The 26,209-nt window shown below is 56.0% G+C and carries 19 protein-coding genes and 2 pseudogenes; 10 read left to right on the top strand and 11 right to left on the bottom strand.

What is annotated here, in order from left to right; all coding sequences use genetic code 11:
• Positions 1-69: 69 nt before the first annotated feature.
• The gene (locus Q7C33_RS07050; protein ID WP_053184418.1) at positions 70-975 is read right to left on the bottom strand and encodes a LysR family transcriptional regulator; all 906 of its coding nucleotides are present in this window, start codon (positions 973-975) and stop codon (positions 70-72) included.
• 222 nt (positions 976-1,197) lie between these two features.
• On the opposite strand from Q7C33_RS07050, the gene Q7C33_RS07045 reads away from it, so the two are divergent.
• The 9 genes from Q7C33_RS07045 to Q7C33_RS07005 all read left to right on the top strand — a co-directional run bounded on the left by Q7C33_RS07045 (position 1,198) and on the right by Q7C33_RS07005 (position 12,672).
• On the top strand, positions 1,198-1,806 hold the full coding sequence (locus tag Q7C33_RS07045; protein WP_264425954.1) for a cysteine dioxygenase: 609 nt from the start codon (positions 1,198-1,200) through the stop codon (positions 1,804-1,806).
• Positions 1,803-3,386 (top strand): rhodanese-related sulfurtransferase, encoded by a 1,584-nt coding sequence (locus tag Q7C33_RS07040; RefSeq protein ID WP_264425952.1) that lies wholly within the window; start codon positions 1,803-1,805, stop codon positions 3,384-3,386. Before Q7C33_RS07045 ends, Q7C33_RS07040 begins: the two co-directional genes overlap by 4 nt.
• 96 nt (positions 3,387-3,482) lie before the next feature.
• Positions 3,483-4,436, top strand: coding sequence for an ABC transporter substrate-binding protein (locus Q7C33_RS07035; RefSeq protein ID WP_264425951.1), 954 nt, complete (start codon positions 3,483-3,485; stop codon positions 4,434-4,436).
• A 12-nt stretch (positions 4,437-4,448) separates the two neighbouring features.
• Complete coding sequence (locus Q7C33_RS07030; RefSeq protein ID WP_407683057.1) at positions 4,449-5,801, top strand: LLM class flavin-dependent oxidoreductase; 1,353 nt, start codon at positions 4,449-4,451, stop codon at positions 5,799-5,801.
• The gene (locus tag Q7C33_RS07025) at positions 5,798-6,790 is read left to right on the top strand and encodes an ABC transporter substrate-binding protein (protein WP_264425948.1); all 993 of its coding nucleotides are present in this window, start codon (positions 5,798-5,800) and stop codon (positions 6,788-6,790) included. Before Q7C33_RS07030 ends, Q7C33_RS07025 begins: the two co-directional genes overlap by 4 nt.
• A gap of 51 nt (positions 6,791-6,841) precedes the next feature.
• Positions 6,842-8,029 carry an acyl-CoA dehydrogenase family protein gene (locus Q7C33_RS07020; protein WP_407683056.1) on the top strand — a complete coding sequence of 396 codons (1,188 nt, stop codon included), beginning with the start codon at positions 6,842-6,844 and terminating at the stop codon, positions 8,027-8,029.
• Entirely contained in the window at positions 8,026-8,985 is a 960-nt protein-coding gene (locus Q7C33_RS07015) for a D-isomer specific 2-hydroxyacid dehydrogenase family protein (protein WP_264425946.1), read from the top strand. The genes Q7C33_RS07020 and Q7C33_RS07015 overlap by 4 nt, the downstream gene beginning before the upstream one ends.
• Positions 8,986-9,452: 467 nt before the next feature.
• Positions 9,453-11,585: a TonB-dependent receptor gene (locus Q7C33_RS07010; protein ID WP_407683055.1), complete on the top strand. Its 2,133-nt coding sequence runs from the start codon at positions 9,453-9,455 to the stop codon at positions 11,583-11,585.
• A gap of 109 nt (positions 11,586-11,694) precedes the next feature.
• Positions 11,695-12,672, top strand: a complete 978-nt coding sequence (locus Q7C33_RS07005; RefSeq protein WP_407683054.1) for an aliphatic sulfonate ABC transporter substrate-binding protein — start codon at positions 11,695-11,697, stop codon at positions 12,670-12,672.
• A gap of 696 nt (positions 12,673-13,368) precedes the next feature.
• Here the strand turns inward: Q7C33_RS07005 and Q7C33_RS07000 are convergent.
• The 5 genes from Q7C33_RS07000 to Q7C33_RS06980 all read right to left on the bottom strand — a co-directional run bounded on the left by Q7C33_RS07000 (position 13,369) and on the right by Q7C33_RS06980 (position 18,142).
• Positions 13,369-14,631 carry an OprD family porin gene (locus tag Q7C33_RS07000; RefSeq protein ID WP_405045664.1) on the bottom strand — a complete coding sequence of 421 codons (1,263 nt, stop codon included), beginning with the start codon at positions 14,629-14,631 and terminating at the stop codon, positions 13,369-13,371.
• Positions 14,632-14,858: 227 nt separating this feature from the next.
• Positions 14,859-15,161 (bottom strand): DUF1330 domain-containing protein, encoded by a 303-nt coding sequence (locus tag Q7C33_RS06995; RefSeq protein ID WP_046061870.1) that lies wholly within the window; start codon positions 15,159-15,161, stop codon positions 14,859-14,861.
• A gap of 96 nt (positions 15,162-15,257) precedes the next feature.
• Positions 15,258-15,707, bottom strand: a complete 450-nt coding sequence (locus tag Q7C33_RS06990; RefSeq protein ID WP_082097877.1) for a cupin domain-containing protein — start codon at positions 15,705-15,707, stop codon at positions 15,258-15,260.
• Positions 15,708-15,865: 158 nt separating this feature from the next.
• Positions 15,866-17,266 (bottom strand): GntP family permease, encoded by a 1,401-nt coding sequence (locus tag Q7C33_RS06985; protein WP_310360219.1) that lies wholly within the window; start codon positions 17,264-17,266, stop codon positions 15,866-15,868.
• A 99-nt stretch (positions 17,267-17,365) separates the two neighbouring features.
• Positions 17,366-18,142 (bottom strand): SDR family NAD(P)-dependent oxidoreductase, encoded by a 777-nt coding sequence (locus Q7C33_RS06980; protein ID WP_407683053.1) that lies wholly within the window; start codon positions 18,140-18,142, stop codon positions 17,366-17,368.
• A gap of 349 nt (positions 18,143-18,491) precedes the next feature.
• Between Q7C33_RS06980 and Q7C33_RS06975 the strand changes: the two genes are divergently transcribed.
• Positions 18,492-19,067, top strand: coding sequence for a response regulator transcription factor (locus tag Q7C33_RS06975; protein ID WP_405045662.1), 576 nt, complete (start codon positions 18,492-18,494; stop codon positions 19,065-19,067).
• A gap of 340 nt (positions 19,068-19,407) precedes the next feature.
• Here the strand turns inward: Q7C33_RS06975 and Q7C33_RS06970 are convergent.
• The 5 genes and pseudogenes from Q7C33_RS06970 to Q7C33_RS06950 form a co-directional block, all read right to left on the bottom strand.
• Positions 19,408-19,932: pseudogene (locus tag Q7C33_RS06970) on the bottom strand (methyl-accepting chemotaxis protein); the annotation flags it as partial.
• 333 nt (positions 19,933-20,265) lie between these two features.
• A pseudogene (locus tag Q7C33_RS06965) lies at positions 20,266-21,195 on the bottom strand (PDC sensor domain-containing protein); the annotation flags it as partial.
• A 481-nt stretch (positions 21,196-21,676) separates the two neighbouring features.
• Entirely contained in the window at positions 21,677-22,753 is a 1,077-nt protein-coding gene (locus Q7C33_RS06960) for a tartrate dehydrogenase (RefSeq protein ID WP_217859820.1), read from the bottom strand.
• A gap of 153 nt (positions 22,754-22,906) precedes the next feature.
• Positions 22,907-24,355, bottom strand: a complete 1,449-nt coding sequence (locus Q7C33_RS06955; protein ID WP_207962453.1) for an APC family permease — start codon at positions 24,353-24,355, stop codon at positions 22,907-22,909.
• A 331-nt stretch (positions 24,356-24,686) separates the two neighbouring features.
• Entirely contained in the window at positions 24,687-26,162 is a 1,476-nt protein-coding gene (locus Q7C33_RS06950; RefSeq protein ID WP_407683052.1) for an NAD-dependent succinate-semialdehyde dehydrogenase, read from the bottom strand.
• Positions 26,163-26,209: the final 47 nt, after the last annotated feature.

Below are 26,209 nucleotides of genomic sequence, written 5' to 3'. Positions count from 1 at the left end.
TAATAAAAAGCACATTTTAATCTAAGCTAATTATTATTTTTTTTTATTATAAAGACGCTCCCCCACGCCTTACGCAGCACTCTTGATCTTCTGCAACGATCCGGCCACCAGCTTGCCGAAGGCATCCACCGGCCCTTGCAGGTTGCCGAGAAAGTGCGGGTAGATCAGCCACAGGTCCATCACCGGCTTGAAATCCTTGAGGGGCATGGCTGCCAGTTGATCGCGATGGGCGCTGCGCTCCAACAACGGACGCGGCACCAGGCCAAGACCCAGGCCATCGGCGACCAGGCCCAACTGCAACTCGGTGCCGAAGGTTTCCAGGTTTACGCGCAGGGCCAAGCCCTGGTCGGACAAGGTCCGCTGCAACCCGGCGCGAAAACCGCAGCCGTCGGGATTGAGGACCCAACCATTCTGGTAGACATCGGCCAGCTTGCAGGGGCGCTTGGGCAGTTGCGCCTTGGCACAGACCACCACCAGCTCCATCTTGCCGATCGACTCCCCGACAATGTTGTCGGGGAAGATCTTGCCGGCAGGAAACAACGCCGCCGCCGCATCCAGCTCGCCACGCTCGATCTTGCCGACCAACTGACTGCCCCAGCCCGTGGCCACCTGGGCGCGCAACTCGGGGTATTCGCTACGCAAGTGCTTGAGGGCATCGAGCAACACCACATCACCAATCGTTTGCGGAACACCCAGGCGCAACAGCCCGGTCGGCGGCGCGTCGGTGGCGACCAGTTCCCGCAGGGCATCCATCTCCCGCAGGATCAAACGGCATTGCTCGTAGACCCGCGTGCCGATCAAGGTGGGCTTGAGCGGCTTGGTGTTGCGGTCGAACAACTCCACACCCAACGCCAGCTCGAAGTTCTGCACGCGCCGCGTGATCGCCGGTTGCGTCAACTGCAATGTCTCGGCGGCATGGCTGATGGACTGGCAACGAATCACTTCGACAAAGGCGTCAATATCGTCAATTTTCATTTGGCCCGCACATAGAGAACAGTCAATAAGATGTGTGAAAAGCATAGTGCCATTGCCCGTGGCTGGATAGCCCAGCCCACCGACCAATAACCTCTAACGCTAGATCGAGCCAGTCTAAATTCGTTCCAGCTATAAGCTAATCATAAAAAAATAGCATATTACTTCAAATCATTATGCTTACATAAGACACAGCATACGCATCCCCATGAAGACGGAAGTGCCATGACCCAGGCCCGACACCCAGAGAGATTAAGAGCATTCATTGGCGCGCTGGCGGAGTTGATCGACAGCAATCCCCGCGAAGGCGACCTGCTCCATCGCGGCGGCAAGCTGCTTGCCCAGCTCGTCAGCCACGACGATTGGCTACCCGAAGATTTCGCCAGGCCAGACCCCGAGCGCTATCAACAATATTTGTTGCACGCCGATTCACGGCAGCGCTTCAGCGTCGTCAGTTTTGTCTGGGGACCCGGGCAACGCACACCGATCCACGATCACCGGGTCTGGGGGCTGATCGGCATGCTGCGCGGGGCTGAATATTCCCAGGGTTTTCACCGTCACCCTGACGGGCACCTGCTCGCCGAGGGCGAACGCGTCGAACTGCGTCCTGGTCAAGTAGAAGCCGTCTCTCCCAAGGTTGGCGACATCCATCAAGTCAGCAATGCCTTCGATGACCAGGTGTCCATCAGCATCCACGTCTATGGCGCCAACATCGGCGCCGTCCGCCGCGCGGTGTACCAGCCCGACGGCAGCGAGAAGCTGTTCATTTCCGGTTATTCCAACGCCTTCCTCCCCAACATCTGGGACCTGTCCAAAGAGAGCCAAGCCCTATGAGCACCGTACGCACCCGCTCCTACTCGCAAATTCGCCAGGCGTTGCTGGACCGTGAAGAGTTGGCCCTCGTCGATGTGCGTGAAGAGGCTCCCTTTGCCCAGGGCCATCCGTTGTTTGCCGCTAACATTTCACTGTCGAAGCTGGAACTGGAGGTCTACTCGCGTATTCCGAGGCGCGACACCCAGGTCACGGTCTATGACAACGGAGAAGGCCTGGCCGACATCGCAGTGCAGCGCTTGCAGGGCCTGGGCTATGTCAATGTCAGCGTGCTCGCAGGCGGCCTGGAAGGTTGGCGCAAGGCCGGTGGCGAGCTGTTCATCGACGTCAATGTGCCTAGCAAGGCCTTTGGCGAACTGGTGGAAAGTCAGCGCCATACGCCGTCACTGGCGGCGGAAGAGGTCAAAGCGCTGCTCGACAGTGAGGCCGACGTGGTGGTGCTCGACGCTCGACGCTTCGACGAATACCAGACCATGAGCATTCCCGGCGGCATCAGTGTGCCGGGGGCGGAACTGGTCTTGCGTGCTCGAGAGCTGGCGCCGGATCCGTCCACCCGAATCATTGTCAACTGCGCCGGGCGTACCCGCAGCATCATCGGCACCCAGTCATTGATCAATGCGGGCATCGCCAACCCGGTGTCCGCCCTGCGCAACGGCACCATCGGCTGGACCTTGGCCGGCCAGGCACTGGAGCACGGCCAGTCACGCCGATTCGCCGCCACCGGCGAGGAACATCGAGACATTGCCGCCCGCGATGCCCGCCGGGTTGCCGACAAGGCGCTGGTCGGTCGCGCCACCCTCGCCGACCTGCATCGCTGGCAGCAGGAGCCGGCACGCAGCACCTACCTGTTCGACGTACGCACCCCGGAGGAATTCGAGGCCGGCCACCTGCCCGCTTCCCGTTCCACCCCCGGCGGGCAACTGGTGCAGGAAACCGATCACTTCGCCAGCGTCCGCGGTGCGCGCCTGGCGCTGGTCGATGACGACGGCGTACGGGCAAACATGACCGCCTCTTGGCTCGCGCAACTGGGCTGGGACGTGTACGTACTGGACGATCTGCAGCCGGCGCACTTCAGTGAACGGGGCCCGTGGAAAGCCCCCGTTCCTGTACCGCCCCAGGCCGAGGAAATCAGCCCTGACACGCTTGCCCAATGGCTGGACGAAGGTGACACGGTAGTGCTGGATTTCACCAGCAGCGCCAACTACGTCAAGCGCCATATCCCGGGCGCCTGGTGGGTATTGCGCGCGCAACTGAGTGAAACCCTCGGCAAAGTGCCCTCCGCCCAACGTTACGTGCTGACCTGCGGCAGCAGCCAGTTGGCACGGTTGGCGGTGGCCGAGGTCGAGGCCATCACCGGCAAAGCCGTGTTCCTGCTGCGCGACGGCACCGCCGCCTGGATCGCCGCGCAACGGCCCTTGGAGCAGGGCGAAACCCGCCTCGCCTCGCCGCGCATCGACCGTTACCGTCGACCTTACGAGGGCACCGACAGCCCTAGGGAAGCCATGCAGGCGTACCTGGATTGGGAGTATGGCCTCGTAGACCAGCTGGCCCGCGACGGCACCCACGGATTTTTTGTCATCTGAACGCACAGGGGGCCGAATGATCGCCCCTCTACACCAGCCGACCCCTTCTCCAGGCGGAGGCGACTGAACGCAACACGGATAGCCTGGAGACCCGCAATGCGCCTGACCCTCCCCCTGCTGTTGATCACCCTTGCCTTTGGCTCGGTCCACGCCGCCGACTTGCAGCCGCTGCGCGTCGCCAACCAGAAATCCACCATCAAGGCCTTGCTGGAAGTGTCCGGCGAGCTCAAGGACGTGCCTTACACCATCCAGTTTTCCGAGTTCCCCGCCGCCGCGCCGCTGGGCGAAGCGCTGAATGCCGGGGCCGTGGACATCGGCGCCCTCGGTGACGCGCCCTATGTGTTCGCCCTGGGCGCCGGTGCGTCGCTCAAGGTCGTCAGCATCATCCACGCCGAAGGACGCAACACCACTGCGATTCTTGTGCCCAAGGACTCTCCGATCAAGGCTGTTTCCGACCTCAAGGGCAAGCGCATCGTCACCACGCGCGGCTCCATCGGGCACTACCTGGCTATCAAGGCCCTGCGTAGCGCAGGCCTGAGTACCGCAGACGTGGAATTCGTTTTCCTGCTGCCCAGCGAATCCCGGCTGGTGCTGGATAACGGCACCGCGGACGCCTGGTCGACCTGGGACCCGTTCACCACCGTCGTCACCGCGCAAAGCCAGGCCAAGGTGCTGGTCAGCGGTAGCAACCTGCTGAGCAATCATCTCTACCTCGCCGCCACCAGCCAGGCCATTGCCGACAAGCGCCAGCAACTGGACGATTTTGTCGCCCGGGTCGACCGCGCCTATCGCTGGAGCAACGACCACCCCAACGAGTACGCCGCTGCACAGGCCAAGATCACTGGTTTGCCCTTGGACGTGCACCTGGCCGTAGCCAACGCGACCCACATGCAGCCAGTAGCCATTGACGACGCGGTGGTCAGCGGCCTGCAGACAACCGCCGATATTTATCAGGAAGAAGGGTTGTTGACTCGCCACATCGACGTCTCCCAAGGCTTCGACAAGAGCTTCAACCCCCTGCGTGCCCCCCTCACCCAGGCTTCGCGCTAAAGGAGCAGAACCATGAGCAAGCAACGCCAACTCAAACTCGGTGCAATGGTCCATGGCGTCGGTCACGGCTGGGGCGAATGGCGCCATCCGCAGGCGCAACCCAATGCCAGCACCGACTTCGGTTTCTACAAGCACCAGACGCAACTGGCCGAAGGCGCCAAGTTCGATTTCGTCTTCATCGCCGACAGCCTGCACATCCATGAAAAATCCAGCCCGCACTACCTCAACCGCTTCGAGCCGCTGACCATCCTTTCGGCGCTTGCGGCACTGACGTCGAACATCGGCCTGGTGGCCACCGTGACCGTGAGCTACACGGAGCCCTACCAAGTGGCGCGCCAGTTCGCCTCGCTGGACCACATCAGCGGTGGGCGCGCTGGCTGGAACGTGGTGACGTCGTGGCTCAGTGGCACCGCCGATAATTTCGGCAAGAGCGAGCACCCGCCCCATGCCGTGCGCTACCGGATTGCCAAGGAGCACGTGGCGGTGGTCAAAGGGTTGTGGGATTCCTGGGAAGACGACGCCTTCACCTATGACAAACAGACCGGCGAATTCTTCGCCCCCGGCAAGCTGCACGCGCTGGAGCACAAGGGGGAATTCTTTTCGGTAAAGGGCCCGCTCAATATCGCCCGCTCCCGCCAAGGCCAACCGGTGATTTTCCAGGCCGGGACTTCCGAGGACGGACGAAACTTCGCCGCCGAAAACTCCGATGCGATTTTCGTTGGCGCCGAAAGCTTCGAAGAAGCGCAGGCCTATTACCAGGACCTGAAACGCCGCGCCAAGGGCTTTGGCCGCGATGCGGCGCAACTGTCGATCCTGCCCGGGATCAGGCCAATCGTGGGTCGCGATGAAGCCGAAGTCGAAGAGCGCTACCAGCAGGCGGTGTCCCTGGTGAGCATTGAAGATGCCATCGTCGCCCTCGGCCGCCCCTTCAATGACCATGATTTCAGTCAATACCCACTGGACGCTCCCTTCCCCGAACTGGGCGACCTGGGGGCCAACAGCCAGAAAGGTGGGTCGGACCGGATCAAACAGTTGGCCCGTGACGAAGGCCTGACCTTGCGCGAGGTCGCCCTGCGCTTCTCCCAACCACGGCGCGACTTTGTCGGCACACCCGAACAGGTCGCCGACGCTATTCAGGCCTGGTTCGAGAACGGCGCAGCCGACGGTTTCATCATCAATTCCTTGCTGCCGGACGGCCTGCAATATTTCACTGAACTGGTCGTGCCGGTCCTGCAGCAGCGCGGTCTGTTTCGCAGCGAATACAGCGGCCATACGCTGCGGGACAACCTGGACTTGCCAGTGCCGACCAACCGTTACGCGCAGGCGCCCCAGGCGACTGAGACGACTCGCGAGGCCGTGGCATGAACTCAATCAATCGTCGCGACTTCCTCACGGCCAGTTCCTTCGCCCTGGGTGCTCTGGGGCTGTCGTCACTGGGCCTCGCCCCGCGTGTTTTTGCCCAAGGCAAACAACTGGCGGACCTGACCCTGGGGGTCGCCACCTACCGTGGGCAGGATTCTTATTTCGTCGAGGATGCCGGCACCGGCAACACGCCCTACAAGGTCGAATATTCCGAGTTTGCCGGCGGTAACCTGATCGTCGAAGCGCTGGCTTCCGGCAGCCTGGATGTCGGCGGCATGAGTGAAATCCCACCCATCTTTTCCATCCAGAGCCACCGCCAACCGCGCCTGATCGCCGTGCTTCAAGGTGACGTGAACAACCAGGTGTTCTTGATTCCCAAGGATTCGCCCATCGAATCGATCGGCCAGTTGCGCGGCAAGCGGGTCGGCTATGTGCGTTCGACCACGTCCCACTATTTCCTGATCAAGGCTCTGAAGGAACAAGGCCTGACCATGAATGACATCACTGCGGTGGCACTCACGCCCCAGGACGGTTTCAGCGCATTCCAGAGCGGCCAGTTGGATGCCTGGGTGATTTATGGCGTGTTCATTCAACTGGCGAAGTTCCGCAGTGGCGCCCGGGTACTCAAGACCGCCTTGGGTTATCTGTCGGGCAACTACCTGATCGCCGCACGACCCGCGGCCCTGGAAGACCCGCTGCGCAAACAGGCGATCCAGGATTACATCCAGCGCCAGGCGCGCACCTGGGAATGGATCAACAACAATCCCGAGCCGTGGGCAACCAAGTCGGCACAGTTGCTGGGCGTCGACAAAGCAGTGTTTCTCGACATGTACAACAACCGCAGCCAGCCGACGACAATCATCGAAGTGAATGACCAGGCCATCGCCTCGCAACAGGAAGTCGCCGATCTGTTCTTCGCGGCCGGCGTGCTGAACGAACGGCTCGACGTCGGTCCCCTGTGGGACCGCCATTTCCGCCTGCTGCCGCTGTGAGCCCTGCCGGGCTGTAGCAGGCGCTTACCTTTTTGATCGAGTGAACCCGCCATGAGTCTTTCCTCTTTACGTCCGCCCTTGTTGCAATCGGTCGACGTCGCCGACTTCGACACCGTGCTCGAACGCCTCAGCCAACGATTGGGCGCCACCGCCCACGTCTATGACGAGAGCGGTGAATTCCCCCGGGAGAACTTCAAGCTGTTGCACGAACACGGCCTATTGGCCCTGACGGTGCCCAAGGCACTCGGCGGCGGTGGTGCCAGCCTGGCGCAGGCACGCAACGTCATTGCGGCGGTCGCCAAGGGCGAACCCTCAACAGCGCTGATTCTGGTGATGCAATATCTCCAGCACTCGCGCCTGCAGGACAGCCGGAGCTGGCCCGAAGCATTGCGTTTGCGCGTGGCCCAGGATGCCGTTCGCGACGGTGCGCTGATCAATGCCTTGCGCGTCGAACCCGACCTGGGCACTCCGGCCCGTGGCGGTTTGCCGGCGACCATTGCCAGGCGCACCTCGGAGGGCTGGCGAATCAGCGGGCGCAAGATCTATTCCACCGGCAGCCACGGCCTGACATGGTTCAGCGTCTGGGCCCGCAGCACCGACGAAGACCCGCTGGTAGGCGCCTGGCTGGTGCATAAGGATACGCCCGGGATCAGCATCATCGAGGACTGGGACCACTTGGGCATGCGCGCCACCTGCAGCCACGAAGTGCTGTTCGACAACGTGCTGGTGCCACTGGATCACGCGGTCAGCGTCAGTCCCTGGAGCGCACCGCAACCGGAACTCGACAGCGAGGGCTTCCTGTGGATGTCGGTGTTGCTGGCGGCGGTCTATGACGGCGTCGCGCAAGCCGCACGTGATTGGTTTGTCGGTTGGCTGGAACAACGCAAGCCGGCCAACCTCGGTGCCGCGCTGGCGACGCTGCCGCGTTTCCAGGAAATCGTCGGGCACATCGATACCCTGCTGTTCGCCAACCGCAGCCTGCTGGATGCCGCCGCCGAGGGGCTTACCCCGGCCCAACACGCCGCGCAGTTGAAGTATCTGGTGACTGGCAACGCGATCCGTGCGGTCGAGCTCGCCATCGAAGCGTCCGGCAACCCCGGCCTGTCACGGCACAATCCGCTGCAACGGCATTACCGCGATGTTCTGTGCAGCCGCGTCCACACCCCGCAAAACGATGCCGTGCTGCAAGGCGTCGGCAAGGCAGTGTTCGCCCAACGCCAGAAAAAGGACATTCCATGAGCACGCTTGTGATCGCCAGCCAACTGGATGAAGACTTCAACGATGTGATTCGCCAGCGCCTCGCGCTGACACACCCTGGCAGCGAGGTACTTGCCGTACCGGCCGGTGTTCCCAGCGATCTGCCGGCCACCGCCACTGTCTTGCTGGCGCGGCCGATCAATGTGCGCGGTTATCTGGCCCCGGACACGCCACCTCCGGGTTGGCCGTACGGCTTGAAATGGGTCCAGGTGGTGTCTTCGGGTATCGACTTCTACCCCAGATGGCTTTTCGACGGCCCACCCGTGAGCACCTCCCGGGGCAGCGCCGCCGAGAACATCGCCGAATTCGCCCTGGCCGCGATCTTTGCCGCAGCCAAGCGGCTACCGGATATCTGGGTGCACGATGCGCAATGGAATTTCAGCGCCCTGGCGCCCCTCAAGGGCAGCACATTGGGAATCCTGGGGTTTGGTGCGATTGGTCGCAGCCTGGCGATCAAGGCTCATGCCCTGGGCATCAACGTATTGGCGTTGCGCCAGAGCCAGACCCCTTTCGACGTCGAGGGCATCGAGGCCGCACGAGATATCCATGCGCTGTTTTCCCGATCCGATCACCTCGTGCTGGCCGCGCCATTGACCGAAGCAACCCGGCACATCGTCAACAGCACCGTGCTCGCCAGCGCCAAGCCGGGCCTGCACCTGATCAACATCGCCCGGGGCGGCTTGCTGGACCAGGACGCGTTGCTTGAGGCGCTGGACAGCGGACTCATCGGCCTCGCATCCCTGGACGTCACCGAACCGGAACCACTGCCCGATGGCCATCCGTTCTACACCCATCCCAGGATGCGTCTGTCCCCCCACACCTCGGCGATTTCCAGCAACAGTCGCTACGAAATCGCCGACAGCTTCCTGGCGAATCTGGAGCGTTTCCTGGCCGGATGGGTGCCGGAGAACCTGGCGGATGTACAGCGCGGGTATTGACCCGGCTCGATTTGGCGAAAGGAAACCCTTGGGGAAAGAGTAACCTGTGGGAGCGAGCCTGCTCGCGAAAGCGTTGGGTCAGTCGACTTCATCGTTTACTGACACACCGCCTTCGCGAGCAGGCTCGCTCCCACAGTTTCTTGTGCATGCACGCACCGGCACAACATTAATACTGCGCATTTTATAATTAATAGTAATGTCTATTTTTTATAATTAACTTATAACAAATCGGACTTTTACAGCGCTCAGTTATACAAATACTGTTACAGCCATCACCGACCCCTGACCAGGTGGAGGCTCTCGGAACTGTACGTTTTTCCGGCCGACACCACTCCCGGTCAACTGCCGCACCCAAACCTGAAACCGGCCCAAGCCAACGCCGCCATGCCTTTCAAGCCATGGCCGTGGCAACGCTTTGCCCGGAAAAAATCAACGCCAACGCAGCATCTACACATCTGGGGCTCACCATGTACGACACCTTCACTTCCAACCGCCTGACGCTGGCCGTATCGCTGGCTCTGTTCGGGTTATCGGCCCACGCCGAAGACGACGCCAGGGAGGGTGCCCTCCCCGTCGTCACCGTCACGGCAGAACATCACAGCGAGGACTTGCAGAAAGCGCCGCTGGCGATCTCCGCGTTCGACGAAAATGCTTTGGAAGACAAGCAGATCAAGAGCATTCGCGATCTCTCGGGACAAGTGCCGAACCTGACCCTCAGCCGCCAGTCGATCTCCTACAGCGCCCAGACCTACGGTATTCGCGGCATCGGCGAAACCGATCCGATCCAGGAAGCGGCCGTGGCGGTCTACGCCGATGACCTGTACATCCCCCGGGCGATTTCCTCGATGCTCGACTTCAACGATGTCGAGCGCGTCGAAGTCCTGCGGGGACCGCAAGGCACGCTTTACGGGCGCAACAGCAGCGCCGGCGCGATCCGCGTGATCACCCGCGACCCGACCCAGGAAACTCGTGGCTTCTTCGAACTCGGCGCCGGCAACTACAACGCCCAGAACGGTCGCCTGTTGATCAGCGGCCCACTGGTGGACAACACCTTGTTCGGCAGTTTCTCGGCGATTCGCCTAACCCGCGACGGCACGGTTTCCAACCCCACGCGCGGCGAGGATGTGAACAACGTCGACCTTCAGTCGTACCGCGGCAAGCTGCGTTTCAACCCCATCGATTCGCCCTGGGATGTACAACTGACCCTGGCCGGCACCTTCGACCGCGGTGACACCACCAGCTATACCCCCTTCGACGCCGACGGCCACTTCGACAAGTTCAAGAGCTACAGCAGCCTCAATCCAAAAAACCGTCTCGACCAGGGCAGCTCGGTGCTGCGGGCGATCTACAGCATTGATGACCACCTGAATTTCAAGTCGGTGACCGCCTACTCCGCGTTCAACCAGCCGGTGGACTATGACAACTCGGGCCAGGCGGCCCTGATCCAGAACAGCCTGATCACCTACAAGCAGGACTACGCCACCCAGGAGTTCCAGCTCAACGGCGACTATGAGGATTTCAGTTTCAGCACCGGCCTGTACGTGTACCGCGAAAAATTCGACGCCGAGCGTGACAGCCTGACCTACTCGATTGCCCGCAACCAAGTGATCGGCCAGGGCCAGTACAGTACGACCGATACCGAAAGCTACGCGCTGTATGGCCAGGGCAGCTACAAGGTCACGCAGCAACTGTCATTGATCGCCGGGCTACGGTTTACTCGCGAACACAAGAATTTCGACTACACCAACTACGCCGTCACCACCAACCGCCAGATCACCGGCACCAACTTCACGGCAGACTCGAGCAAATCCTGGCAGTCCACCAGCCCGAAGCTCGGTTTCGAATACGCCTGGACGCCACATCTGAATCAGTACGCCTACGTCGCCAAAGGCTTCAAGGCCGGCGGCTACGACAACCGCGCGCCCACCCAGGCCGCCGCCGAGCAGGCGTTCTCTCCGGAAGACGTGACCACCTGGGAAACCGGCTTCAAAGGCGACTTCTTCAACCGCCGCCTGCGCGCCAACCTCGCGCTGTTCTACAACGACTACAAGGACCTGCAGACCAACGCCTACGATCCCGCGTTGGGCGTGAGCCTGCGGACCAACGTCGGCCAGGCGCACACCTACGGCGTCGAACTGGAGACCCTCAGCGCACTGACCAACGACCTGCAACTAACCTTCAACCTCGGTTACCTGCAAAGCCAGTATGACGACTTCGAAAACGCCAGTGGCGCCGGGGCCGATGCCAACGGCAAGCAACTGGTGTACTCGCCGCGCTGGAACACCAGCGTCGGCCTGAACTACACCATCCCGGCCGGTCTGCCCGGCACCTGGCTGGCCGGCACCGATGCCCAGTTCCAGACCAAGTCCTACGCCAACGCGTTGAACGATGACGTCCAGGAAATCCCCCAGCAGACCTTCTGGAACGCCAACACCCGCTACATCTCCGGCGACGGCCACTGGACCACCACGCTGTCGGTGAAGAACCTGCTCGACCGCGCCTACCCGCAGGCCGTCGGCTACGTGCCCTCCAGCGGCGCCCGCTACTACTCCGTCAACGACCCGCGAACCCTCTTGCTGTCTGTGCGTTACGACCTCTGACACCTGAAAAACCGCTTAAGCTAATACTCAAAAAGTATTTATAAATTGTTTTTTAGAACAATAGGATTCTTGGGTGTTAACCCCATCTTTAGTCAATGTCGAGAATGCCATGTCCAGACTGATCAAGAACCCAGGGGCGATATTCCGTCGTCCCGCCCTGGCCGGCGCGGTCGTTGTATTGCTCTTGTCGGCCCTTGCGCTCCCGGCCCAGGCGCGGGAAACCCTGCGCATCGGCTATCAGAAGTCGTCGACCCTGATCACGCTGCTCAAAACCCAAGGCAAGCTGGACAAGGCACTCGCCGAAGCCAACATCGACGTGAGCTGGCATGAGTTCCCCAGCGGCTTGCCACTGCTGGAAGCACTGAATGTCGGCAATGTCGACGTCAGCGCCGACGTGGCCGATACCGTGCCGATCTTTGCCCAGGCCGCTCAAGCCAAGCTGACTTACTTCGCTCAGGAAGCGCCCTCGCCTTCAGCCCAAGCCATCGTCGTGCGCGAGGATTCGCCGTTGCAGCGACTGGCGGATTTGAAGGGCAAGAAAGTCGCAGTCACCAAGGCCGCGGGCGCCCACTATCTGTTGATTGCGGCCCTGGAAAAGGCCGGCTTGAAGTTCTCCGATATAAAACCGGCGTATCTGACGCCCGCCGATGGCCGGGCCGCGCTCGAGAACGGGAAAGTCGACGCCTGGGTGACCTGGGAGCCCTTCCTCAGCGGCGTGCAACGTCAACTGCCGACACGCACCTTGGCTGACGGAACCGGGCTGGCGAGCTACAAACGTTACTACCTGACCGGCAATGCCTACGCCAAGGCGCATCCCGAAGTGCTCAAGCTGGTTTACGAGCAACTTGAAGAGACCGGGCAATGGGTCAAAAAGCATCCTCGCGATGCGGCTCAGATTCTAGGGCCTTTATGGGGAAATCTGGATGCGGAAACGGTCGAGGCCGCCAATGCCCATCGCAGCTATCAGGTCCAGCCGGTAAAAGCCGATCAGCTTGAAGAACAACAGAACATCGCCGATGCGTTTTTTGCGGCGGGGCTGTTGCCCAAGGCAGTGGATGCCCGTAATGCACAGATATGGGCGCCATGATCCAAGCGCGCCTGCGTTGGAGGCGCCGGCCCGATTACATCAGCGTCGAGTGTTTGGGTTTCAGGTGCGTCCACCGGCCAGAACCCTTTGAGGGACCAACGAACTCGCGCCTCTGCCTATAAAATTCAGGCACAAAAAAAAGCCACTCATCTGAGTGGCTTTTTTCTGAATCTTGGAGCGGGAAACGAGACTCGTATCTGGTGTCCTACCCATTGAAATCTAAGGGGTTTATTTTCTTGCCGAAGCAAAGAAAGACTCAATTTTGGACTTATTATTGGAACGTTTCAAGAACAAAAAACTGAACGCCAACGCAGGCCATTAGATTATGCGCATAGCAAGCCGGAAACTTTTATCAATCTGACGGTATCAGTAGCGCAGGTCTGCCCGAAAACGCCCCAACCGTCGAACGGCCCTCATCATCTCAGGAAAACCCACAACTGATTGTTGGTGCATCAAGCTGCCTAGGATGCCACGTGATTTTTTCCGTCTCTAGATTGACCGCTTGAGTTTCGCATTTTTCGGAGTAACACAGGTTGTTCATGACACTGGTGATTGGCGTCAGATTAAGGCATAGAAGCATCAACTAAACTTGGGTCAGTTCAGGGAATCTTTCGGATTAACCGGCCTATTCAATTGGAAATGGAGGAAGAGACCTACGCAAGAACGCGATCAGCCCCTACGACCTACGAAGGTTACTCAAAAATTGAAGGTGTAGCGCATGATGAAGCGATTTTCGTTAGCACTATCCGCATAAGTTGAGCGGTTCGTCGAGTTACGCCATTGGAACGCCACGCCTTTGGCAGGCCCACTTTGGATGGCGTATGAAATATCGGTCACCCGCTCCCATTCTTTCCCCTGCTCCCCCGCTAGGCGCAGAGCAGCAGCTTGGCGGGTTTTCAGTAGCTCTGGATCTACATCGTCCCCTTTGACATACTTGGTCGTGAACAATAGGCCAGGCAATCCTAACGCCGCAAAATCATAGTCATAACGAGTAAACCATACTCGCTCATTTGGCGCGGTAAATGTACTTACCAATGATTCGCCGAAGAGGTAAGAATCAGCGCCATTGACGAAAGCGAATGGCGTATCGCCCCACGCCCTCTGATAACCGCCACCAAATGTATGACCCTGTAGATTGTAAGCAAAATAGTTACTTAACGTCCGATTATCAACGTTGCCAAGCCGATTCGATCCGCTTCCACCTGAATCAAAAAGTCGTACATCTGCTATTACACTTCCCTCAAGAAATGGCTGGGTAGTTTTGATACCAGCAAAATATGTACGATAAAGATCTTCAAGTTCAGCCGCATGCAAACTTAGCGCTAAATTATATATTGGTTTAAAGTCCAAGGCCAAATAATTATAGTGATCCGCTTCAATAGGAGCATATCCAGTAGCCGTAAGAGATTCAAAATCAGTTGAATTTCTTTGTTTAACAGCATTTATACGTATTGCTGTCACCGTGAGTCTGTCAATGTCATTGACCGTTAGTAGGCCACCACGAAAAACTTGTGGCAAGAGCCTGCTATTGTTGCTCCAGAGCAAGGGCATAAGGGGATTCACACCACCTATTCTAATTTCAGTTTTACCTAATCGCGCTTTTACTGTGGCAACAAACTTGCCATACTCATCCTCAACATTGCGATCGGAATCGAAAGCAAGCAAGCCAGACCCCGTTCTATCCGAGTTCGAATCCAACTTCACGCCAAGCAACCCGAGAGCATCAACACCGAAGCCCACCGTTCCATCTGTAAAACCCGACTGAAGATTTACGATGAAACCTTGCGCCCATTCATCTCGCTTGGACTGAGTTGCTCCCTCATTTCGAAAGTCTCGATTGTAATAGAAATTTCTGAGCTCAAGGCTCCCCTTGAAGTCGTCGACAAAATTTGCGGAAGCGAAGGGAGCGACCAACAGAGACGAGCAGACACACACCACTTTTTGAGAAAAACAAGACATCACTGGCACCTTGTTTTTGTTTTGTGCGCGAGCATGAACCGCTAGGCTGCGGTTCATGTAATGACATTGCAGTGCTTTCCTCTCTACCGAGTACAGAGGGGTTTAATATTCCTGCCTGTCCGTTAATAACCTCCGACCTCCGACCAACTCCCAAAGTAGTAGCCCTAGAAAAACCCATTGTTAATTATAGGCAGCTTGGAGTCCAACCATTTGAGCAATCAGAAATACTATCCGGCGAGTCCATTAAGGATATACAGGTGAACTGATGAGGATCTAAATCTAAAATCGATGATATCCTCGTACTCTGGGGAGTAGTAAAATTCTCGAGCCTTCTCGACAGACGAAAATTCGAGAAAAATTACACGTGGCACAACACGCTCCCCTTCAATCACTTCAGGCGAGTCGGTTGCAACTAAGAATTTCGCTTCGAATTTCTCCAGTATAGGCTTTACCCGGGCCATGTACTCTTCGTAAAAGACACTTGGATCAATGACTGTAAGCTCCGCAAAAAGGTAACCCTTTCTTTTCATTTTTAATCCCTTTCAAAATAAATTCATCTGTGCCGTCATACAAAGCAAAACTATTGAAGTTTCGCCTTTCACCTATCTAGATCGCTTGGTGGCGAACTAGAAACTTGCTGGCAAGTGACTTGGCCGCTCGCAGGCGACTGTTCCCATTTTTGCAGGCACTGACATTTCAAACAGCTCAAGATCCGATGAGATAGCTGTTTCATTGTGCTTAAGTCCTGGCGGGATAAATAGCGATTCGCCAGTTTCAACGCGGATAGTGCGCCCGTCTTCAAACTGAAGTTCAATCCAGCCCCGAAGTGCGTATATAAAATGAACATCGCAGATGTGATAATGCCATCCAGTCTGCTCCATTACATCAGTTGCGCAGGTGACCTGCGCCCTAGCTACACCGGCGGTTGCAACGGTTAAGCCAAGATCGCGATATTTGAAAAAAGCACGACGACCAGGAACAAAAGGGGCATTTTGCGGAGTGACATATGTTAATTTTTTTGCCAGTTCGGCAACAGATTCGGGGAGTTCCAGTGAGACTTTCGATTCAGCTTGCATCTATTCTCTCCTTACTTTATTAGGCGATAATCATGTAGAAAATATTTATGGTTCGATCGCCTACGAAATACGTTACTAAAACCTCAGCCAATAAGCCCTAAATTATCTACTACTGCAGACATGACCAAAAAATGACACTACCGGCAGTAGTACACTATTCAAATAAGCCCAGTGGTATAGAACATCGCAATCACAAAGAACACTGCAAAGGTTTTGATAATGGTTATCCCAAATATCTCCTTGTAGGACTGTCTATGGGTGAGCCCAGTGACGGCAAGCAATGTGATCACCGCACCATTGTGAGGTAGCGTATCCATGCCGCCGCTGGCCATCGATACGACGCGATGCATAACTTCAAGCGGGATATTTGCAGCGTTAGCCGCTGCAATGAGTTGATCGCCCATGGCGGCAAGTGCAATGCTCAGTCCTCCGGACGCAGATCCTGTGATCCCTGCCAGAGTACTTACCGAAACAGCAGCCTTTATTAAGGGATCGGGGAGGTATTGGAGAGAACTACTAACCACGAGGAAACCAGGCAGAATTGCAATGACGCTACCGAAGCCGTATTCAGACGCTGTATTGAGCGCCGCCATAGAAGCGCCGGAAACAGCTTGCTTTGCGCCCGCTACAAAGCGCTCGCGGATCTGCCTAAATGCAACAGCGACCACAAATAAGATGCCGCAAAGTAGCGCACCCTGTACTGCCCAAATGGCGGCTGTGCTGGAAATTTTGCCAGTCACAACCGCCGGCAACCCTGGAAACACCTCTGGACTTATTGAGTAGAGAGCACTATACCAAGACGGAATGTAGACGGTGAGACAGTAGTTGACGGCGCCCACTACCAGCAAAGAAGTCAACGCCAGAATGGGGTTAGGTAGATTTGCGGACTGGACACGTTCAGGCTCATTAGTATGCGCCTCGCCATAACCTTCACCAGCGGCCATAGCAGATTTGCGTCGGGACTCCAGATACATCAAACCTACAATCAATACAAAAACGGATCCCGATATACCTAGTATTGGAGCCGCCCAAGAGGTTGTATTAAAGAAAGTCGTTGGAATTATATTCTGGATTTGCGGCGTACCGGGAAGGGCATCCATAGTGAATGAGAATGAACCCAGGGCTAGTGCACCAGGCATCAGACGCTTAGGGATATTATTTTGACGATAAAGTTCCGCTGCAAAGGGATATACAGCAAAAACCACAACGAATACAGAAACGCCACCGTAAGTCATCAGCGCGCATGCAGCAACAACGATAAAATTAGCCTTAGAACGACCAAAATAGCGGATGGCTGCAGCTACAATTGCCTCTGAGAATCCAGATATTTCAATGACCTTCCCAAATACAGCACCCAGCAAAAACACCGGCAGATACAGTTTTAGAAACGTCGCCATCTTTTCAAGAAACACACCAGAAAAGATGGGTGCGACGGATGATGGATCGACAAAGAAAACAGCACCGAGGGCCGCCACGGGGGCTACCAGTATGACACTGTGGCCCCGGTAGGCCATGATCATGAGGAAACCTAACGCTGCCAAAGCAATCAGCACAGACATCGTATATCTCACACTTAGTTAGATTTTATTATTATTTAAAGCAGACGTCGTAAGTTTAACTGCTCCCTGGCCCATCAAGGGCCCAGGGAGCAAAGCGAGTCAACTCAACTTTCCCGTCTTACTTACACCGCTAGCGAGATACCCTCCATCCACCGGTAAATAGGCGCCGTTGATGTAGGCGGCACCTTCAGATAGAAGAAAAAGAATTGTCGCAGTCATATCGCCAAGTACGCCAAGGCGGCGTGCTGGGATCATTGAGGTGTACGCCTCAATTGTCTCGGGTGTATAGCTCGCCTCAGTCAGGGGAGTAAGAACCGGGCCTGGGGCAATGGCGTTCGCTGTAATGCCATGGGGGCCTAGCTCCATTGAAAGCTGTTTGGTGAGCCCGACCATGGCTGCCTTGGAGGTGCCGTAAGCGGTGCGCCCAATCCCTGCACGTACCGCGCTCACCGACGCAACGTTGACGATACGACCATACCCCGCCTTTAACATGCTTTTGCCGGCACGCTGTGAGCATAAAAAAGTGCCCGTGACGTTCACAGCCATTACCTTGTTAAAAAGCTCCACCGGATAATCGATGAACGCATGAATGCCCAGAATGCCAGCGCTATTGACTAGAAGGTGTGTCGTGTCTCCATACCATTCCTCAGCAGTTTCGAATGCGCAATCCACGGAGTTTGCATCCGACACATCAATCGCTACAGCAATAGCCTTGCCACCTTGCTTCAAAATGGAACTTGCAACTTTAGTTGCATTCTCCAGGTTCAGATCAGCCACTACTACGTGAGCACCACTGGCCGCCAACGCAATCGCAGTAGCTTCGCCAATGCCCGAACCGCCGCCAGTCACAAAAGCCGTTTTGTTTTCAAAATTCATGCTGCACACCTCAGGCCATATTTCTTAGTTATTGTAATGCACCAATCATTATTAATTCTTAAATCTGCCCACTGGCTAAACTATCGCTGAATCTGACAACCAATAGAAGTACGGCGCTCATTATCGGAAGTGGTAATCTGGAAAAAGCTTGAGCGCGCTGGAAAATTTTCTTTGCATAAAAATGTCGATATCTCACGCTCCGCCATGACGTTTTCCCAGCTTCGTTTGGTAAGGAGTACCTAGATTGCCGCAATGCCGACAGCTTTCGCTATTCGTGCAACTACGTACGGGGATTGGTAACCTAAGGGTCAATAACGCTTGGACGAGCACCTATTCAGGGTGGAGAACGATGACTGACCCAACACCCCGACAGCTACAGGACCTCGAGCGTATGGCTTTCCAGGTCTCTCCTGCGCCTCAGGTGATTACGGGCGATAGGTGCATACTGGAGCTCAATGACGCATTCGCGACTCTCTTTGGATTCAAGCGAGAGGAGCTGCTCGGTGAGCTTCTACTGAAGCTTTATCCGTCCCAGGCAGACTTTAAGATCATCGGTGATCGTAGCCTGAATTGGTTAAGGCATGCCAAGAATGGTGCGTATTCAGATGAGCGCTTTATGCAGCATCAAAGCGGTGAGGTTTTTTGGGCAAGGGCTAGGGGGTACACATTGACGCCCGAGGATCCTTTTCATCTCATGGTTTGGCATTTCGAGCGGATTGATCAAGCTGTCCGACCGACCATCAACCTCACGCCTAGAGAGCGGGAGATCGCGGTTCATATCGTCAATGGGCTCACATGCAAAGAGATCGGGCGTAAATTCGACATATCACATCGCACAGTCGAGGTTCACCGTGGACGGCTTATGAAAAAGCTGAAAGCGAAAAATAGCGCTGAGTTGGTCTCAAAGATAATTGTCCTAAAGTAGATCATCGTTCTTTTATTTATTCGCTATCTCGGCACAAATTGTAATCGCAAAAACGGATCTTCCACCCACCGACCGGCCCTTTCAAGTTTTCCTGCTTTTTCGGTTTTTCGCACCCGATCCGTCAACACATAGGCATACGCTGCTTTGCCTTCCAACCACTCCGTGGATTTAGGCACTTTTTCGCTTTTGGCGACGGTTTTGGGTGGACGTTTCTCGCCAACGTCAGTAAGGCTGGAGTCCCCCCGAGTCCAAAAACACCGGAATCGCGTGGAAGAAAATATTCCTTGAGTTAAGCAGTAGATGTTGTGAATTCAGGTATCAATACAGGAGCTTCTCAGAATCAGGTACGGAACCCGCCCATAAGTTGCTGCTGATGATTCGCGAGTAAATTCAAGGATTGACTGATGCTCGCGGAATCTTTCGATTGGCCCGCCAGAACCTCCGTGACCTCCCGTATGCTGGATAAGTTGCGATTCACTTCCTCCGAAACGACGCTCTGCTCTTCCGCCGCACTGGCAATCTGGATGTTCATCTCACTGATAATCTCGATACCCTGATTGATTTTTTGAAGCGCTCCCACAGCACGTTTCACCTGTGCAACACTGCTATCGGCCTGGCTGCGGCTGTATTGCATCGACTGAACCACGCTTCGAGTACCTGATTGCAGATGTTCGATGACGTGCTGAATCTGGCCTACCGACTCTTGGGTTCGCTTGGCTAAATGACGCACCTCATCCGCGACAACCGCAAATCCCCTCCCCGACTCACCTGCCCTGGCCGCCTCAATCGCAGCGTTCAAGGCAAGAAGATTCGTTTGCTCCGCAACAGAGCGAATGACTTCGAGGACTGATCCAATCTGCTCGCTATTGTTGGCCAGCGCCTCTACTTGTTGCATCGCCTGGTGCATTTCCGTAGCAAGTTGTGTGATGCAGTCAGTGGTTATGTCGATTGTCTGCACACCCTCCTGGGTCGCGATATCAACATTACGAACCGCTTGAGCTGCTAACGCAGCATTGCGGGCCACCTCCTGCGAAGTCACACTCATTTCCTGAGATGCAGTTGCGACCTGGTCTACTTCAAGCAATTGTTGCTGCATGCCGCTATTGGTTTTCGCAGCAATATCCGCTGCCTGATCAGCAGTACGACGGGTGTCATCAACCGATGATTTCACTTGAGCAATAATGGGCTGCAGCTTGTCAAGAAACCGGTTGAACCAACTCGTTAAGTTCCCGATTTCATCATGTCTTTGATAGTCTACCCGCCTCGTCAGATCACCCTCACCACTTGCGATATCCTGGAACATCGCGGCAACCCGCAGGATCGGCTGCGTGATGCTATGAGCAAGCATCCATATCAGCACCAATCCTGATAATGCCGCCACAACTCCCACCATGAGTTGAATCCCTGCCGCATCCTCGTTGGCTTTGTCCAGTGACTCTTTGAGCTGTCGAGCCGAGGCCAGCAGTACCGCCTCTGGAACCTGAATGACAATACTCCAGTGCTGTGCACCTGGAATGGGCGAAAACGGCATGATGACGACAACGTTCCCGTCACGCTCAAGTACCCCAGGAGTACCACCTTTCGTACTCTCCGAGATTTGTTTTCCAAGCTCAGGATCTACGCTTACCAAAGGCTTCCCCGCCGCTTGGGGCTCACCACTTCGAGCGGCGACAACCCCGTCAGCGCTGATGAAACTTACCTGTGCATTGCCGCCGTAAAGCGCACGGCTGGACCTTTCCACCAGCTCTTGCAGGCTTGCCAAACTTAAGTCTACGCAGAGAACGCCGAGCACGGAGTCACCGCTCATCAAAGGGACTGAGACAGTCGACATCAGCGTCGTGACGCCTTGGGCATTAGTGAACGCATAGGGGTTACTGACGCAGTCTTGTTTGGTCTTGAATGCGCAGGTGTACCAAAAAGTACCTGGGGTTCCATCATCGGCCATTTCCTTTTCGCTCATGGTATAGCTCGGAACAAGCGTGGATGCGTAGGAAGCGAAACGACCTATTTCATTCCCTCCATCGGTTTTCTGGTTCATAAAACTAGCGTCATCGCCATCCAACGCATTGGGCTCGAATCCTACTCCTAGACCTAGTACGTCCTGATTAGCGGCCACTTGCAGCTGCATGAGTTTGAATAGGTCACCACGCAGTGTTTTGGTGTCCGAGCCTAATCGCTTTGCCTGTTCACGCTGGAAGATGACTTGGTGCATGACCGTGTCGCCAAAAACCCGGCTGGTGATGAATCGTTGACTCACAACTTGAGCTTGCTGCTCGCCCAGCTTGGTCATGTACTGCAATGCACCCTCTTTGATGGTGAGTGAGCTGGACTCATTGCTCAATGTCGAGATAGCGTCGATTCGGTAGATTGAGAAACCTATCAAGATCGCCGCTACGCCCAACATACAAATGCCCGCGAGCAGCGTTATGCGAAGCTTTATGGAAAAGCTGGAAATGGACATGTCAACGCTCCGTGAGTTACAACAATTCGTCAGTCATTCGAGTGCATGGTCCTGCTGGCTTTGCTCCCACACGCTGGGGGATAACACCTAAACAAAACGCAAGTGGCGGTCCAACGAAGAAAGCACCACCACTTGCTAACAGGCGGAGTTACAGAGCGTCGGCGATCGCTTGACCTACCTCTTGGGTAGATCCCTGTCCGCCCAAATCACGCGTCTTAGGACCTTGCGCAATGACCGTCTCAATGGCCTGCATGATTGAATCGTGCGCAGCACGGAACTCCGGACCATCACCCAGGAAATCAAGCATCAGCGCACCCGACCAAATCATCGCAATGGGGTTGGCGATGTTCTTGCCGAAAATGTCCGGCGCCGAGCCGTGGACGGGTTCGAACAGCGAAGGAAATTTGCGCTCCGGATTGAGGTTGGCCGAAGGCGCAATCCCAATGGTGCCCGTGCAGGCCGGGCCGAGGTCAGAGAGGATGTCGCCAAACAGGTTGGACGCCACCACTACATCAAAGCGATCTGGATGCAAGACAAAGCGGGCACACAGGATGTCGATATGTTGCTTGTCCCATTTGATGTTGGGGTAGTTGCCCGCCATCGCCGCAACACGTTCATCCCAGTACGGCATGCTGATTGCCATGCCATTTGACTTGGTAGCGGCGGTCACATATTTGCGTGATCGTGTCTGGGCGAGGTCGAAGGCGTATTTGAGGATGCGGTCGACACCTCGCCGGGTGAATACCGATTCCTGCAGCACGAATTCATGTTCAGTACCTTCAAAGACCCGGCCTCCCACTGAAGAATACTCACCTTCAGTATTTTCCCGGACAACGATGAAGTCGATATCTCCAGGCTTGCGATTGGCTAAGGGGCATGCCACACCAGGGAACAGCTTCACCGGGCGTATATTCGCGTATTGATCGAACTCCCGGCGAAATTTCAACAATGAACCCCAAAGAGAAATATGATCCGGCACTTTGTCCGGCCAACCAACAGCACCAAAATAAAGGGCATCAAAACCTTTAAGTTGCTCAAACCAGTCGTCGGGCATCATCTTGCCGCAGGCGAGATAATAATCGCAACTGGCCCATTCAAAACTTTGAAATTCAAGCTCAATACCGTGCTTGGCAGCAGCCTTCTGCACAACTTTAATACCCTCAGGCATCACTTCGACGCCGATTCCGTCGCCGGCAATCGCGGCAATTCGAAACGTCTTGCTCATCACACTTCCTCTTTAGATTATCAAACCACAATAGCTATGAATTAAATCGACTTAAGCGATGACAAAACGCGGTGAAGAGCGTTACGTTCGTTATCATTAATTTAGCCGCTACTGCGCTCATCGCAGCAGCGGCAAAGGCAGGCCACCGAGTTGTCAGACTTGATCGCCTAACGAGGACTCCAACCGTGCATATTTTTCGGGTAACCGGACACTTAAGTAGAATGCGCCCAGGAAACCCAGCGCAAACGAACCAAACAACAGCGCCATGAAGAACACCTCAAGTGCGCCTTGTACGCCCAGTAAGACATCGAAGCTGGTCAGGGCAAAATAAAGAAACGGTAGGAGACCTGCGACGCTTAACAGGGGAGCGAGGAAGGTGTGCCATATCCGCTTATCCACCTTGGAGCGACGGAAGAACACAAAGATCGCAATACTGGCAATGCACTGGATGGTAATGATTCCGGCCGCACCGACACCGGTAAACCAGGTGAACAGCGTGTCGTAGGGGTTCAGTCCAAGCACTGCGAAGATCGCGACCACTATGGCCACCATTGCGGTTTGCACGTAACACGCCACATGGGGCGACTTCTGGACCGGATGAGTCGAGCCCAGCTTCTGGCTGAGCAAACCCTGGCGCCCCAAAGAGTAGAGGTATCGAGCAACGTTGCTGTGAAACGTCACGATGGCGGCAAACAGACTGGTAATCACCAGCACCTGAAATAGCTCGGTCGCCCAACCTCCAAGTATCTTGTCGCTGACCCAGAAAATCAGATTGCCCGATTGGTCTTTGGCCACTGCCACCGCTTCGTTTGCACCGATCGCGTTAATGATCAACCAGGCTGTCAGCGCATAAAACACGCCCATGAAAATCACCGCGATGTAGGTGGCAATCGGAACTGTACGTTTGGGATCGCGCGCTTCCTCGCCGTAGATGGCCGTGCCTTCGAAGCCAATGAACGAAGCATGGGCGAACATCAGAGCGACACCAATTGCGCCGGAAAACGTCGCGGAAGGGCTGAATGGTTCGAACGAAAACTGGCTCGCTGGCACCGAGTGATCGCCAAACAAAATGCCCAGGTCCAGTATCAGGATGATTGCCGTCTCCAGCGTGAGCAGGACCGCCAACACCACGGCGCCTGCATGCAATCGCCGTAACCCCAGCCACAGGCACATCGCCATGGCTGTGAAGGAGTAAACCCACCACGGCAAATGGACGTTAAGTTGCTTGCCGAGCAGCTCATTGAGGTAATAGCCGATACCTCCGTACAGGCCAAGTTGAATAGCGTTATAGGAAAAAATTGCCAAAGAAGCAGAACCCAGTCCCATGGGGCGGCCGATGCCTTTGGTGATGTAGGCGTAGAACGCCCCGGCGTTGGTGATGTGTTTACTCATCGCCACGTAACCCACAGCGAACAGCAACAGCACCAGGGCGACCGCCACAAATGCGCCGGCAATGCCTATGCCGTTTCCGGAACCAATGATGACAGGGAACAACGCGACAACCACGGTCAGCGGCGCCGCAGCGGCGATCACAAAGAACACGATACCCATGATGCCGATACTGTCTCGCTCGAGGTCTCGGCTATCAGAATTTGGGGTCATGGTCTTTCCCGGTATTGATCCCGTTAAGTCCAGCGTAGCTGGTTTATTACTATATTCGTATGACATCGCTAAAACCCTGTAGGTAGTGAGTTTTTTATTTCGGTAAAGCGAGGCAGTCGTTAAACAAGCAATACTTGGCAGCGTGCCTATATACACCTCGGCACTTTCTGGTTTTTCGTAGTAACAAGTGTCCTTATTATTGATGAATCGGTGCAAACGTTGTTCGTAGGTCCGTCATACCCCTGTACCGCGACAACCAAAAAATCTCTTCAGACTGTTCGCGCCCAAATCAAATATTTTAGAACTGACGTTCATCATATAAGACGTGTATTTATGACTCCAAATTACAACGCTCAAGTTTGGTCGATATGAACTTCACATCGAGGTACTCTTGAAGTCCCCAGTGACCACCTTCCCTGCCCAGTCCGCTGTCCTTATTGCCACCGAACGGCGCTTGTGCGGTCGACGGTGCTCCATCGTTGACGCCGATCATTCCGTATTCCAACGCTTCAGCCACCAGTTGCGCTCGGGTCAGGTTCCTTGTCCACAGATAAGCCGCCAAGCCGTATGGCGATGCGTTGGCTGCCGCCACCACTTCAGCTTCACTGTCGAACGTAATCAGCGGCGCCACCGGGCCAAAGGTTTCCTCCTGCATGATCAACATCGTTGCAGTCACGTCCTGGAGCACGGTCGGTTGAACATAGAAACCTTCCATCCGGACACCTCCGGCGATGATTCGAGCACCTTGGGCCACCGCATCGGCGATATGGCTGAGCGCTTTGTCGCGAGCATGTTCATCCACCAACGGACCTATCCGGGTGGACTCTAGTAATGGGTCGCCCACCTGGAGCCGATTGACCGCAACGGCAAGTTTTTCGGCGAACTGACTGGCGATCGAGCGATGAACATAGATGCGATTGGTGCACACACAGGTCTGTCCAGCATTGCGGAATTTGCAAGCCACGACCTCATCCACCGCCGCGTCCAGATCGGCATCTTCAAAAATGATGAACGGCGCATGCCCCCCCAATTCCAGAGACATCCTTTTGAGTGTCTTGGCCGACTGTTCGTACAGACGCTTGCCCACTTCTGTGCTACCGGTAAAGGTGAGTTTGCGAATACGCGGATCATCGAACATCACCTGAGACACCGTCCGCGGATCCGCAGTGGTAATCACCTGCAAGGTTCCAGGAGGGCCCCCGACGTCTTCCCACAGTTTGGCGAAATACAGGGCTGTGAGCGGTGCTTGCACGGGAGGTTTGACAATGGCCGTACACCCCACTGCTAGCGCCGGCGCCAACTTGCGGGTGATCATCGCCGCAGGAAAATTCCACGGTGTAATGGCATACACAGGCCCAACCGGCTGTTGCAGGGTCGCCAGCCGTTTATCGCCATGTTGGCTCGGCATGCTTTCGCCGCCGACACGCCGCCCTTCTTCGGCAAACCAGTCGATAAACGAAGCAGCGTAAACGACTTCTCCACGGGCTTCCTGAATCGGCTTGCCCATTTCCATGGTGATGGTACGGGCAATGCCCTCGGTGTGTTCGATAACGGCGTTGTACCAGGCACGCAGCAGTGCGCACCGATGATGAGCGGTTGTCTGACGCCAGGTCTGGAAGGCGGCACTGGCGGCATCGGCAGCCAGCATCGCCTCTTCAATACCGGCGCTCGGAAGCTCGGCGATGATTTCCCCGGTCGCGGGAGAACGCACCGGGAACCAGCCAAAGGCGCTGATCCATTGACCATTGACGAACATCTTGCGACGACCGCCATCGTTCGAGCCCGGTGTAAAGATTGGAAGTTTCATGTAGTGATCCACCTATTCGGTTATGCCGCCTTCCCATCAAGAGAAAG

It is taken from the genome of Pseudomonas sp. BP11-1-1 (assembly GCF_052112105.1).
Lineage (GTDB): Bacteria > Pseudomonadota > Gammaproteobacteria > Pseudomonadales > Pseudomonadaceae > Aquipseudomonas > Aquipseudomonas alvandae.
The sequence above is the reverse complement of the archived record's forward strand: the minus strand, read 5'-3'. Positions and strand labels throughout refer to the sequence as shown.